This window comes from Clostridium sp. LS, from assembly GCF_002760435.1.
GTDB lineage: Bacteria > Bacillota > Clostridia > Clostridiales > Clostridiaceae > Clostridium.
In genome coordinates, this window is sequence record NZ_AUUU01000136.1 from 1 (window position 1) to 13,812 (window position 13,812).

Genomic DNA, 13,812 nt, shown 5'->3' on the forward strand with positions numbered 1-13,812 from the left:
ATAAATCTTATTCGCCTGCCATATTTTTCTCACATACGTTCGAAAAGGCAGATGCGTGAAAAAAATCTCCAGCTCCACAGTCGCTTGCGATTTTTTTATGAGATAATATATACCTAACGATAAACAAGTATTTATAATTTTAGGATAAATGTGAGAGTTGTTTATAAACATAAAATATTTATTAAAAGCCACAAAAATAATGTTATTTGCAATTTATCAACATTTTAGGCTTTACTGAGTATTATATATGCAAAGATAATTTGCAATAAAGTATATAAGATAAAAAGTCTGAGTTTTAGGAGAGATAATTTATGCTACAGGATGATAATATTTATATGATGCACAACAAAATTATTAATCCCCAAGAGGTAGTAAGTATTCCAGTTCCATTATATTTATCTTCTATATTTAATTATTTTGTCTGTAGAATCTTTAGCGGGAGCAATGAAATAATTACCTAATTTCATTAAGGTTAGCAATTTTTTTCTATTGGCAGTAGAGTAGGGAATATTTTTAACTGATGCATAGGTTGCAACAGAGTTATTTTTAAAAAATATAAACTTGATTAATTCTTTTTCTTCCTTATTTAAAGAATTAATTGCTAATTTCAGTGTTTCATAATCACATTTAGTACAAAAGATATCTTCAATGCTGTCATCCTTTGAAAGGATATTATCCTCTAAATCACTTGATAAGATAAGGGCTTCGCTTCCTTCAGCAGAACTTCTGTTTTTTACTCTTTTAATTAAATCGTTAATATTATTTCTAATTCCATTGCTGGCATAAGCTACAAATCTATGGCTCTCTAGATTGTACATAGACAAGCATTTAAAAAGTGTTCTATAGCATTCATGTTTTATATCTTCATTATCATAACCATGAAGAAAGGTTCTTTTGACTATGTTGAGTATTAAAGGGCGAAATTCATTTACAAGCTTCTCTTTAGATAATATATCACCTTCTTTAGACTTTTGTACTAAACTTTCAATATATTCATAATCCATATAAACACTCCTTTAACAATAAACATCCGAATGTTTCATAAATGGTAAGATCTTACTATATTTAGTATAAAAGAATCATGAACATATGTTTTATAGAAAAAAGAAAGTCTAGTTATACTTATTAACAAAAATATATCTACTTTAAATAATAAAGAGTTATATGTGATTTTTTAGCTCTTTCACATAGATATTTATCCTATGATTTTTAGAATATATTTGAATTTTAAAACAAAATTCAATTAAATTTATAGGGGATTAGCCGGCATGGAGAAAAGGCTTAAATGATATCATAGTGCATAAGGGAACATACTCAAGCATACTCAAGGACTTATGACTTAATATCTTTAAAATGAATTAAATAAAGAAATTCTGTGTTGAATAATGTCGAAAAGATGATAGTATATACACATGGCCTTGATTGAAAGCGATAAACATCAAAAAAATTTATAATTTAAATGTTTATAGTTTTTGTGAAAAATCAAGCAGCTAAATATATAACTCAAAGGAGAAAAACTAATGAAAAAGAATTTATCAAGAAAGATCGTAACAGCAGTTATTGCAGGTACAACTATGGCGAGTTTCTCATCATTAGGAGTATCCGCGGCAACTATAGATTCAAATTATAATGATTATTATAATACAATTGCAAATAACCTTTTAAATTCTGGATGGGTTATGAATAATGGTAATTGGAATTACTTTGATAATGAAGGAATAAAACAAACAGGAGTTATTAACGTTGATGGCAAAACTTACTGCTTGAACCAATCTGGTGAATTAGAGACTGGAAAAGTTTTAGTGGATAATAAAACATATACAACTAATTCTGATGGGCAAGTAATTGGAAATAAAGCCCCAGTGGTAGATAAAAAATTTGATGCAAATAATAATGTAGTTAATGATAGCAATAAAACTTCAAAAGTAACTAATGCAAATGATAATTTGGGAACAACAAATACAGGAATCAGCAAAACTACAGATAATGCTTTAACATCTGCAAATTCAGTAGATGTTCAGGGGTTACCTCAATTACCAGCAAAATACGCAGTGAATGTACAAGCTGCTGCAGAACAAAAGATTCTTGAATTAATGAATCAAAAAAGAACTGAAGCAGGTTTACAACCATTAACTATAGATAATACTTTAGTAAAAGTTGCAAGATATAAAAGTGATGATATGATTCAAAACAACTTCTTTGATCATACAAATCCAGACGGAACAAAGTGGACAAACTGGTTACATGATTTGGGATATACTTACACTTCAGCAGGAGAAAATATCGCATATAATACCAATGATCCAGTTGAGTTATTTACTCAATGGTGGAATTCACCAGGTCATAGAGCTAATATGATGAATTCTTCATATACTAAAGTTGGTATAGGAGTTCTTCAAGGAAACGGTAAATACATGGGAACACAAGAATTTTCAAACTAGTAATTTCAATTTAAATTACTCACCACAAAATTGTGGTGAGTAATTTGCTTTTGATATAAAAAATGCGAATTTACTTTATTTTTAATACTTTTGTATTGATAATAAATCATCGATACTGTTAGTCATATACTTATAAGAGTCATAAACGCCCTGATTGTAAAATTCTAATGCTAGCTCATCCATAATAAAATCTAGAATCTTACCTGATGCTAAATCACCTAATTGCTCTTCTCTCTCATTGTAAAAGAATTCTTTTATGGCAGAAATCATATCTTCACGTTTTTCTTTACTTAATTTAAATTTATCTTTATTACTCATTTGAAACCTCCATTTAGATTCTTATTGAAAATATATTAATCGTTAAGCGCCATTGTTTATTTTATGTATTCAGGTATATCAATATTGGTTGAATAATAAAATTCTATGGTTTGCCCTATGTGCATCTGCTAGTTACCAATCATTGCAGATAAATGACGATGTATTAATCATTCTTTTTCAAAGTAATTTATTTTTCCACTATAAAAATATTTTTATTTAATTATACATAAAAACAGAAATGCTTACAAATTTTTTACGTAATCATACTTATTACACTAATAATAGTGCGTTTTTATCTTATATGGCATTGCTTAAATATATAATTATACAAACTGATTATATGGCATAAGTATTTTAATACTTATAATTTTTTTATAAATATTGATAGATATACTAATCGATAGACGAAATATTAAATATAAAGAAAAATTTATACGCAAGCTTGCTTTAGAAAGAAGGAGAAAAATGAAAATTGATAGTGTGAACTTTATTTCTCAGTTAATAAAAAGAAATGAAAAAGCGTTAGATTACGTTATAGAGAACTATGGATGGATTATAAAATCTATTGTGAAAAAGCATCTCTATAATCTTCTGGATTTTCAGGAGGAGTGCATTAATGATATTTTTCTTGGAATTTGGAATAACATTGAAAGCTTTGATGAAAATAAAAGTGAATTTAAAAATTGGGTAGCTGGAATAGCGAAATTTAAGTCTATAGATTATAAGAGAAAATATTTAAAAAGTTTAAAATATGAAAATATAGATGATTTAAATATAAGTATATCTGATAACACCCATGAAGAGCTTATAAAAAATGAGATTAATGATGATGTTAAGGACATGCTAAATTGTTTAAAGGAAGAAGATAGGGAATTATTTTATAAATTATATGTTGAAGAAAAGGAAATGAAAGACGTATCTGAGGAAACAGGATTCAGAAGAGATATTATTTATAACAAAATATCTAGAGGAAAGAAAAAAATACAAAAAATATTTAGTGTTTTAGAAAGTAGAGGTTAATAATATGAAAAATGATATATATATTATGTTAAATGATGCAAACATAAATTTAGATATTTATGAAAAAGAAGATTTCAATGATATAGAAAAGAGACGAATTAAAGCTAATTTTAGAAACTCAGCTGTTAAAAATAAATCTCGTAAGAGAACTTTAATAGCAGCAGGTATGGTTCTGGCATTAACAATTACTTTCTTTGGGACTAATGTTGGAGCATCAGCATTATCAAAAGTATTAGAATTGCCAGGGATCAAAGATATAGCAAGCCTTTTAAGGATAGATAAAAACTTAGATGAATATAAGACTGTAGTAAATAAATCTATAACAGAAAATGGAATAACAGTTCAATTAAATGAAGTTATTTTGGATGAAAATGAGTTAACTGTGTCTTATAATGTAACCTCTAATCGAAAACTAAGTGATGATGAATCTTGGAAGGGGTTTAATGGCATTTATATAAATGGAAAGGAAGTAAATGGTGGATCAACTGGAAGTTCAAAGAATATTGATGATTATACTACTCAGACAGTAATGACTTATGATTTAGGAGATATGAATTTAAGTGGAGATTTAAATATAAAAATATCCTGTTCAAGTATTGGATTAAATCCAGATAAGGCAGAAAAAATGAGCAATTTGAATTTTGAATTTAAGACTAATGGTGATCAATTGAGAATAGACACTAAAGAGATAACGCTTAATAACAAATTTACTCTTGAAAATGGTGTTGAATATACTTTAGAAAAATATACAGATAATTCTTTAGGTCAAAAAATTTATGCATCAATATCAAATTTTAAAATGGATACAGCGTATGATGTTCAATTAAAAGGAGCTGATGATTTAGGCAATAAAGTTGAATTTTATGCATCTTATAGTACAGAAAATAAAGCACTATTTAAAATTGAAAATATTGATGGGAATCTTAATGAAAATGCAAAGACTTTAACTTTAACTCCATATGCTGCCGAGTATCCAAAAGTAGGAGGAGAGATGAATAACGAATTTAAAAAGGCAGGGGAAGCATTTACGATAGACTTATCCAAGCTAAAATAGCAGTTAAAGGGATGCAATCTAGAAATAATGTTGACATTATGTGGATATTTAGTATATTAAAAATATATGAAACATACTAATAGTATACTTATTTAACTGGAGGTGTAATTGTTATAGGTATTGTAGAACGAAAAGAAAGAGAAAAATTAGCACGTAAAATTGAAATAGTAAATGCGGCAGAGAGAGTTTTTTTTAAGAACGGTTTTGAAGATTCAACAATGGATGATATTGCAAAGGAAGCTGAATTTACTAAAAAAACTATATACTCATACTTTAAAAGCAAAGAAGAATTGTATTTCGAAATAATGTTATGTGGATTTACTACACTAAATGGATTATTTGACAAAGCAATTAAGGAAAATATTAATAGAACTGAAATTGAAAAAATAAGCAGTATTGGTAGGGTGTTTATCGAATTTTGTAAGAAGTATCCAGGATATTTTAAAGCTATTTCAGATTATGAAAATAAGGAGTTTGATTTTCAAATTCACGACGATAACTCTTTGATTAAAAGATGCTACGTTGCAGGACAATATTCAATACAAATTTTAAAAAAATGTATCGAGGACGGAATGAAAAAGGGCGAAGTGATAGATGATAAGGATTCAGATACTATTTGTCTGTTACTATGGTCAGCTATGATGGGATATATCGGTTTGATAAATAGAAAAGAAAAATATATAAGTACCTATTATAATAAAAACATTGAAAATTTAATAGAAGATGGGATAAGCATTTTATTAAGGTCTATTAAAAAATAAAGGGTGGGTTTTATGCTAAATATCAAAAAAATCTTGTTAAGTGTAGCTTGTCTTGCAATTATAACCGGTATTATTGTTGGAGGGAAATATCTAATTTCTCTTAGAAATTATCAAAAAACTATAAAGGAGCTAACAATTTCAAAAGTTGATTTATCAAAGATTTCTGATGGTGTATATATTGGTTCTTATGATGTTGATTTTATTGCTGCAAAAGTTTCCGTTACAGTTAAGAGTCACAAGATTGAAAATATAGATTTGTTAGAACATAAAACAGATAGAGGAAAGCCAGCTGAAGTTATTACGGATAGGGTGGTTAAGGCACAAAGTTTACAAGTAGATGCAGTTTCGGGAGCTACCAATAGCAGTAAAACAATTTTAAAGGCTATTGAAAATGCATTAGTGTCTGGTAAGGTGTAGTTTATTATATTATTTTCAATGACTGACCACAATTATATGGTCAGTTAATTTTTTTTGTAAAAAAATCTATCACAAACTTTATATGATGTAATATATTGGTAAATGTGTTATAATGTATTTGTGAAATCGATGACATTAATAAAAGTTTCTTAAGGGAATAAAAATCAGGATAAATAAATAAAATAACTCATAAGTTAACAATAAAATAAATAATTTAAATAATAAATTTGAGGTGGTAATATGGATGATAACAAAATACTTGAGCTAATAGATGAAAGGGCGCTTTTGCATCCTCAGGATCCTAAAATATCTGAATATTGGGATGAAATAATTAAAGCTATGGGTAATGATGAGAATAAAATTATTAAATTTATTAATGGGTTAGATGAATATTATTTATCATATATGATTGAAATGTTAGATGATTTAGCATCTAAATTGAAAAGTGAGAATTATATTTTAGCGATTGAAGAATTAGCAAAAAAACATCCTGATGTTAATCCTAATTGGGATATAGATATAAGATGTATTAAACATTTAGCAAGGGCATAAAATTTTGATATTTGACTCATGAGTTAAATGATAAAACAATACAAGATGTTTTGGGAAAGTAAAGGAAAGTTAACAAAATATTGTAGTATAATAAGGATAGACTATTTATTGGTAGATAGATATCCTTTTATTTTACTAATAAGTGATTGATATTATTGATAATATACTCGGAATATGAGTTATAAAATTTAAGTCAAATTTTATTAGGTGTATTTATATTTGGACTAAGAAAATATTGAATAAGGAGAATTAAAAAAATGATTTCTATTATAGTAGCGGTATCAAAGAATAATGTTATAGGTAATAATGGGGTAATACCATGGAAAATAAAAGGGGAGCAGAAGAGATTTAAGGAATTAACTACTGGAAAGACAATAATTATGGGTAGGAAATCTTTTCAAGAGATTGGGAAACCATTGCCCAATAGAAAAACAATTATTATTTCAAATACCGAAAATATAGAATTTGATAATTGTATTACTGTAAAATCACTAATTGAAGCATTGAATTTAGCTAAAGGTGAGGAAGAAATCTTTATAGCTGGAGGAGGACAAGTGTATAAAGAAGTATTCCCCCTATGCAATAGGATATATATTACAGTAATAGATAAAATAATTGAGGGTAATGTATATTTTGAGCATATTAATGAAGAGGAATTTATAAAAAACTATGAAGAAAGAATTGAAGGTGAAATTCCATACACTTATTATACATATGAGAGGATAAAGAAATAAAAATGCGCAAAACAGAATTCATATATAATTAATGAAATTAATAAAAATACAAGGCATTCGCATTGATGCATAAAGCCTTGTATTATAATTTACAAAGAGTAAAATAAGTTTATGATAGATTACCAAAATCAAATTTTAAATTTCTGGATTATTGTATTAAGTTTTTTTGAAAGTTCGGATTGAACTTCCATAATGTTAGCTACAAGCTTCATGTTATTTGCAGCATCATTTATGCTGTTTTGTATTAGATTAGTATCCTCTGAGGATTTTTGCGCAGTAGCAGAAACATTTTGGATTGCTTCATTAACTTGTCCAACAGTAGAAGTTATTTCTTCTGCCATAGATGCTAAATTTTCTGACATGAGAAGAACGTATTCGGCATCGTTATAATACTGTGTTCCTGCACCTAAATATTCATCAAATTGCTTATATACATTATTGTTAATAAATTTTAAAATCTCATAGGCATTAGTTGAGAGAATTTTAAAGGCAGCTTGCACATGCAAAATTGTGGATTGGATTGATGAAACTGCATTTGTGCATTGTTCAGAGAGGACTTTAACTTCATTAGCTACTACTGAAAATCCTTTGCCATGTTCTCCTGCTCTTGCTGATTCTATTGCAGCGTTTAATGCTAATAAATTGGTTTGACTTGCAATGCCTGATATGATATCAGCCATAGATTTTATATCTTCAACAACCTTTCCATCTTCTATAGCTTGTAATATTTTAGATTCTCGGTCACTATACATATTTCGAATTTCTTCTATGCCATTAGCCGCATTTGTTTGAACTAAATTTGCTCTATTTTTAAAGCTATTAGCGTTATTACTTCCATCCATTGATTTTTCAGTTAAATCATTAATACTTATATTTATTTCATCTATCGAGGCGGTAACTTCCTGAGTTGACGCATTAAGCTCATGTGTTCCATCCTTTATATCTTCGGCAGCATTATTAATATTTTGAAGTTTTATATTCATTTCTTCGATTGCAGCAGAGAGTTCTTGGTTGGAGGAATTTACCTTGGATGAACTTTCTAAAATAGATGTAATTAAGAATTTTACATTTTCTTGAGCTTTATTTAGAGCTATACCTGTTTTGCCAAATTCATCTTTTGTAGCTATGTTTATAGATGTTGTAAAATCATATTCCGAAAGTCTTTCGGCGAAGTGTTCTATTTTACGTAAAGGTTTAGTAATACTTGCTGTTAAAATAATTACAATGCAAATAGAAAATAAAATAATTAGCAGTATAGAAATAGAAGTTAATAGAGTTACTTTGGAAGTTAGATCATTTACTTCAATTTTCTTTTCATTTATATGCATAACCTGCCAATCTATATTTTTTTGTACAAGATCACGAAGTTTTTGCTGATATTCAATTTCTTTGTTTAAGTCTATAGATGGGAATGCGTTATTATTTACTTTATCTAATAGGCCTTTGAGCTCGGAAGCTGCACTATTTTCTAAATCCTTGTATAACTGATTTTCATCAGAATTATCAATCATTGAAACATATTTTCCTGTATCATCATTGTATTTATTTATATTATCACTTAATACTTTCTTTTGACTCTTTATGTATTCTGTGTCAGAGGAGACTAATATGTTTCTTAATGCAGTGTAGGTATTAGTTAAATCCCCTCGTATATTATATGCAATAATAATTTTCTGAGTATTTCCGTCAATTACTTGTTTGAAACTTTGGTTTAATGAATTTATACTTACTAAGTTTATAATGGAGTAAATTATTGACATAACAAGTATTAAGGAAAAGCTTAAAAGAATTTTATATTTAACCTTTATATTTCTTATATTCATGAGTACTCCTACCTTTCATTAATAAATTTTTGGGTTAATTATTCTTATATAGTTAATAATAGGAGAATAATTCAAATTAATATAAACTTTAAACTATAATTCATATTATGTCAATAGGAATAGTGGAATAAAGACTCTGTTCTACAAATGAAAGTAATATATGATTTTGTACTTCAAATGAATTTTAACTGCTAAAAATAGTCCTAGAATACCATTATATAAAGATTAAGGAGTGTGTGATATTTAATGCTATATTAATAATAAAATTAAATAATAATGCTAAAGATAAAATATAAAATAATATTTAGAGGTTAAATATGAAAAAAACATTATACAATTATAAAGATAAAATTTTGAAATTGCCGATAAAAGATAAATATAATAAGAATGAGATTTTAACAAAAGATTTCCTTATTGAAAAAGAAAAAGATATAGAAATATATTATTCACCTCATAATGAATATATAAATCCAAAGGCAAAGGTTTTTATTGTGGGAATAACTCCTGGTTTTCAACAGATGAGTACAGCTATTTCTGCTGCAAGAAGAGAACTTGAGGAATCTAATGATATTAAAGAAATACAATATAAATGTAAGGAAGCAGGACGTTTTAGCGGTAGTCTTAGGAAGAATTTAATTAGCATGTTAGATGAAATAGAACTTAATAAGTATTTAAGCATTGAAAGCTGTAGTAAGTTGTTTGGAGAGAAGGATTGTTTACTACATACTGTTTCATTAATACCATATGCTGTTTTTGTAAAAGGGCAAAATTATTCAGGTCATACTCCAAAGCTTATAAAGAGTGAATTCTTAATGAAATATATTTATAATAATTTTGTTGATGAACTTAAAGAATTAAATAATGCAGGAAATATTCTTATAATACCTTTAGGAAGATGTGTCGAAGAAGTTTTATACAAGCTTTGCGAAATAAAGGTAATAAATGAAAATCAAATCCTTAAAGGATTTCCACATCCATCTGGAGCTAATGTAAATCGACTTGTTCAATTGAGAGGGAACAAAGAGGAGTTGATTAAAATAATTAGGAGAAGATATTAGAAATTACATATGATTTTAATAAATGTTGAATATATTAAAACTAAATAAGAATAAGGAAAGAGATAGTGTACAGCGAGTAAAAAAACTATCTCTTTCTTGTTCTATTGCCATGCCATAATTAAGGTTATATTGTAAATATCTAATCTGTATTAATAGATTTCAGAACTTTAAATCTATCATCACACAAGTCTATCCTAACTTTACTATTTTTAAAAACATTTTGAGAAAGCTCTTTAGATAGTGCTCTCATAGGCCCTACATAGTTTTGATTATTTTGATAATCACCTTCTGCTACAAGTGATAAGACGTAAGTATCATTTTGCTTATCAATTTTAACATCAATTTTTGAATTGCTGGTAAAATAGCCTTCCCTATTGAAGTAGTCTCCAAGTTCTTTTGCTTGCAGTTGAGTTATATTATTTGTGTAGAAGAGATGATTTTCACCATAGTCAAGCGCATTTTTAGGTATATTGATTGTGTACATGATTGAAGCGGCAGCCAGTGAGAAGATAATAATGCCTATAATTATTGGTAGAATATAAGAAGCCTTTTTACCACCATTTTCAATATGATCTTTATAAAGTGTACGCTGATTAATGGATAAAAAAACTCCAACACCAATATTAATAGCTAGAAATATATAAGGTGCATCAACTGGCAATAATGATGCCAAGGTAATAAGCGTTACAAATCCTAAAATAGTCGATATAAGTATTACCCACTTTCTTTTTTTATTTCCATATCGGCCATAATTTAGTGCGCTCATAATTCCAGCAGGAACAAAAGAAAAAAATAGGGAGAAAATAATAAATGATTTTGGATTCCATAATTTTATTGCTGAAATTTTATTAGTCGCTGTCATAAGGACCTCCTTAACATTGTCTTTATAGAAATTATACCATAATGCCTTATGGAAAGTTATGGTAAATTAATAAGTTTTTTTAATTCAATTGTTTATAGTTTTATTCGCGATAGACAAGACTAATGATGATTTCTATACATCGTAAATTTTTACAAACTGATTTAAGTTAACTAATCCATTTATAGATTAATTTGACACAAATTTAGAATAGTGATATAATTTTTGACAGAGTGTGAAGGTCACACGAAGGGGTACACCACCTTGGGTGTATTTTTTCGTGTGGCCTTTTTTGCATGTATAAATAGGAAGAGGTGAAAAGTATGGTAAAGGTAAATGGAAAAGAAGTGAATATTGTTGAAGAAATATCTTTGGAAGAATTTCTTATTAATCAAGGATATTCATTAGAGAAAACTGTTGTTGAACTTAATGGTGAAATTGCTCCAAAAGCTCAATATAAGCAAACAAATATTAAAGATGGCGATTCGCTTGAGGTAATTAGTTTTGTTGGAGGAGGCTGATTGTCAGTTGGCAGTTAACAGTGCACAATTAACAATTTTGGGGAGAAAAGCCTATAGTTTTATAACAAATAAATATAAAGAAATATTGAAAGTATTTCATCTTCAAATATTAACTGCTAGTAATTAACTGGAGTAACGGCTTTAACATAGTTTTATGCAATTAAGAAAGGAATGAATAAAAAATGAAAAAAGATACATTAGTCATTGGGGGACATGAATTCTCATCAAGATTTATACTAGGTTCAGGAAAATATAATTTAGAGTTAATTAAGGCTGCAGTAGAAAACGCTGGTGCACAGATGATTACATTAGCTTTAAGGCGTGCGAATACAGATGGAGGCGAAAACATTTTAGATTATATTCCAGAAGGGGTAACGTTACTTCCAAATACTTCAGGGGCAAGAAATGCAGAAGAAGCTGTTAGAATTGCAAGACTTGCTAGGGAAATGAGTTGTGGCAATTTTGTAAAGATTGAAATCATTCGTGATTCAAAATACCTACTTCCAGATAACTATGAAACAATTAAGGCTACTGAAATCCTTGCAAAAGAAGGTTTTGTAGTTATGCCATATATGCATGCAGACTTGAATGTAGCTCGTGATTTAGTTAACGCCGGAGCAGCTTGTATTATGCCTCTTGCATCACCAATTGGATCTAACAAGGGATTGGCTGCAAAGGAATTTATAAAAATATTAGTAGACGAAATTGATCTTCCGATTATCGTTGATGCAGGAATTGGACGTCCATCTCAAGCATGCGAAGCTATGGAAATGGGAGTTGCAGCCGTAATGGCAAATACAGCAATTGCAACTGCTGGTGATATTCCAGTTATGGCAGGTGCTTTTAGACAAGCTATTGAAGCTGGTCGTGCAGCATATCTTTCTGGATTAGGCCGAGTGCTAGATAAAGGTGCGTCTGCATCTTCACCATTAACTGGGTTCTTGCAAGAGTAGGAGGTGTAGATATGAGCGAACAACGTACAAATCATATGGAATATATGCCTGGAATGGAAATCTTAGAATCAGACATAATGGATCAAGTAGTCAGTCGTATGGAAGCTTATGATTATGATAAATATACAGCCGCTGATGTTCAAAGGGCTTTAAATCATGATTATCGTACTGTAGAAGATTTTGCTGCATTATTATCTCCAGCAGCCATGCCATTTCTTGAACAAATGGCTCAAGCAGCGCAGGAAGAAACCAGAAAACACTTTGGTAATTCAGTTTATATGTTTACACCATTATATCTTGCAAATTATTGTGAAAATTATTGTATTTATTGTGGATTTAACTGTCACAATAAAATTCGCCGTGCAAGACTAAATGCTGAAGAAATAGAGAAAGAAATGCAGGCTATAGCAAAAACTGGATTGGAAGAAGTTCTTCTTCTTACTGGTGAAAGCAGAAAAATGTCAGATGTAAAATACATAGGAGAAGCTTGCAAAATAGCTCGTAAATATTTCAAGATGGTAGGCTTAGAAGTATATCCTATGAACTCTGATGAATATGAATATCTTAGAGAATGTGGAGCAGACTTTGTTACTGTATTCCAAGAAACATATAATTCAGATAAGTATGAAACTCTTCATTTGGAAGGACATAAGAGAATATTTCCATATAGAGTAAATGCCCAAGAAAGAGCAATAAAAGGCGGTATGCGAGGAGTAGGTTTTGCAGCATTACTTGGATTGGATGATTTCCGTAAAGATGCTTTCGCTACAGGGGTGCACGCATATCTTCTTCAAAGAAAATATCCTCATGCGGAAATTGCATTTTCATGCCCAAGGTTAAGACCAATTATTAATAATGATAAAATTAATCCCAAAGATGTTCATGAACCACAGCTTTTGCAGGTAATTACAGCATATCGTCTTTTTATGCCTTTTGCTAACATCACTATATCTACAAGGGAATGTGAAAGATTCCGAAATAATGTTATAGGTTTAGCAGCAACTAAAATTTCGGCAGGTGTAAGTACCGGAATAGGAAGTCATGCTGAAGAGGCAGAAGATAGAGGAGATAATCAATTTGAAATTGCCGATAGCAGAACTGTAGATGAAGTATATGAAGCAATTAAAGCAAAAGGATTGCAGCCAGTAATGAATGATTACGTATATGTATAGATAAACAACATATAAACTTGATTTATGTGGTAGCTTACCGAAATCATAAATATTTTTGCTACGAAAAACTATGAAAATATCGCTGAAGGATCTAAGTTGCAAGTTGCATCCAATTTAGCATGCTCCCGC

General features: G+C 29.0%; 15 protein-coding genes. 11 read left to right on the forward strand and 4 right to left on the reverse strand.

Annotated features, from left to right (window positions below; translation table 11 throughout):
* Nucleotides 1-395: 395 nt before the first annotated feature.
* On the reverse strand, nucleotides 396-1,004 hold the full coding sequence (locus COL3_RS24010) for a sigma-70 family RNA polymerase sigma factor (RefSeq protein ID WP_008427497.1): 609 nt from the start codon (nucleotides 1,002-1,004) through the stop codon (nucleotides 396-398).
* Between the two features lie 516 nt (nucleotides 1,005-1,520).
* Here COL3_RS24010 and COL3_RS24015 point away from each other — a divergent pair.
* Entirely contained in the window at nucleotides 1,521-2,441 is a 921-nt protein-coding gene (locus COL3_RS24015) for a CAP domain-containing protein (RefSeq protein ID WP_008427498.1), read from the forward strand.
* 81 nt (nucleotides 2,442-2,522) lie between these two features.
* On the opposite strand, the gene COL3_RS24020 is transcribed toward COL3_RS24015, so the two are convergent.
* Nucleotides 2,523-2,759 (reverse strand): DUF2164 domain-containing protein, encoded by a 237-nt coding sequence (locus COL3_RS24020; protein ID WP_008427500.1) that lies wholly within the window; start codon nucleotides 2,757-2,759, stop codon nucleotides 2,523-2,525.
* 465 nt (nucleotides 2,760-3,224) lie between these two features.
* Here COL3_RS24020 and COL3_RS24025 point away from each other — a divergent pair, with 465 nt between their 5' ends.
* The 6 genes from COL3_RS24025 to COL3_RS24050 all read left to right on the forward strand — a co-directional run bounded on the left by COL3_RS24025 (nucleotide 3,225) and on the right by COL3_RS24050 (nucleotide 7,297).
* Nucleotides 3,225-3,779: a sigma-70 family RNA polymerase sigma factor gene (locus tag COL3_RS24025; RefSeq protein ID WP_008427501.1), complete on the forward strand. Its 555-nt coding sequence runs from the start codon at nucleotides 3,225-3,227 to the stop codon at nucleotides 3,777-3,779.
* Between the two features lie 4 nt (nucleotides 3,780-3,783).
* Nucleotides 3,784-4,833, forward strand: coding sequence for a DUF4179 domain-containing protein (locus COL3_RS24030; protein ID WP_008427502.1), 1,050 nt, complete (start codon nucleotides 3,784-3,786; stop codon nucleotides 4,831-4,833).
* 164 nt (nucleotides 4,834-4,997) lie between these two features.
* On the forward strand, nucleotides 4,998-5,594 hold the full coding sequence (locus tag COL3_RS24035; protein ID WP_278286705.1) for a TetR/AcrR family transcriptional regulator: 597 nt from the start codon (nucleotides 4,998-5,000) through the stop codon (nucleotides 5,592-5,594).
* A 12-nt stretch (nucleotides 5,595-5,606) separates the two neighbouring features.
* On the forward strand, nucleotides 5,607-6,011 hold the full coding sequence (locus tag COL3_RS24040; RefSeq protein ID WP_008427505.1) for an FMN-binding protein: 405 nt from the start codon (nucleotides 5,607-5,609) through the stop codon (nucleotides 6,009-6,011).
* 240 nt (nucleotides 6,012-6,251) lie between these two features.
* Nucleotides 6,252-6,563, forward strand: a complete 312-nt coding sequence (locus tag COL3_RS24045) for a hypothetical protein (protein WP_008427507.1) — start codon at nucleotides 6,252-6,254, stop codon at nucleotides 6,561-6,563.
* 257 nt (nucleotides 6,564-6,820) lie between these two features.
* Entirely contained in the window at nucleotides 6,821-7,297 is a 477-nt protein-coding gene (locus COL3_RS24050) for a dihydrofolate reductase (protein WP_008427509.1), read from the forward strand.
* 128 nt (nucleotides 7,298-7,425) lie between these two features.
* Here the strand turns inward: COL3_RS24050 and COL3_RS24055 are convergent, their stop codons facing one another.
* Nucleotides 7,426-9,120 carry a methyl-accepting chemotaxis protein gene (locus tag COL3_RS24055; RefSeq protein WP_008427510.1) on the reverse strand — a complete coding sequence of 565 codons (1,695 nt, stop codon included), beginning with the start codon at nucleotides 9,118-9,120 and terminating at the stop codon, nucleotides 7,426-7,428.
* 317 nt (nucleotides 9,121-9,437) lie between these two features.
* On the opposite strand from COL3_RS24055, the gene COL3_RS24060 reads away from it, so the two are divergent.
* The gene (locus COL3_RS24060; RefSeq protein WP_008427511.1) at nucleotides 9,438-10,178 is read left to right on the forward strand and encodes a hypothetical protein; all 741 of its coding nucleotides are present in this window, start codon (nucleotides 9,438-9,440) and stop codon (nucleotides 10,176-10,178) included.
* 139 nt (nucleotides 10,179-10,317) lie between these two features.
* Here the strand turns inward: COL3_RS24060 and COL3_RS24065 are convergent, their stop codons facing one another.
* Entirely contained in the window at nucleotides 10,318-11,040 is a 723-nt protein-coding gene (locus COL3_RS24065; RefSeq protein WP_008427512.1) for a hypothetical protein, read from the reverse strand.
* A 320-nt stretch (nucleotides 11,041-11,360) separates the two neighbouring features.
* Between COL3_RS24065 and thiS the strand changes: the two genes are divergently transcribed.
* From thiS to thiH, 3 genes are all read left to right on the forward strand, one after another.
* Entirely contained in the window at nucleotides 11,361-11,558 is a 198-nt protein-coding gene (gene thiS, locus COL3_RS24070) for a sulfur carrier protein ThiS (protein ID WP_008427513.1), read from the forward strand.
* Nucleotides 11,559-11,740: 182 nt separating this feature from the next.
* Complete coding sequence (locus tag COL3_RS24075; protein WP_008427515.1) at nucleotides 11,741-12,511, forward strand: thiazole synthase; 771 nt, start codon at nucleotides 11,741-11,743, stop codon at nucleotides 12,509-12,511.
* Nucleotides 12,512-12,522: 11 nt separating this feature from the next.
* The gene (thiH, locus tag COL3_RS24080) at nucleotides 12,523-13,683 is read left to right on the forward strand and encodes a 2-iminoacetate synthase ThiH (RefSeq protein WP_008427516.1); all 1,161 of its coding nucleotides are present in this window, start codon (nucleotides 12,523-12,525) and stop codon (nucleotides 13,681-13,683) included.
* The last annotated feature ends 129 nt before the right edge of the window (nucleotides 13,684-13,812 follow it).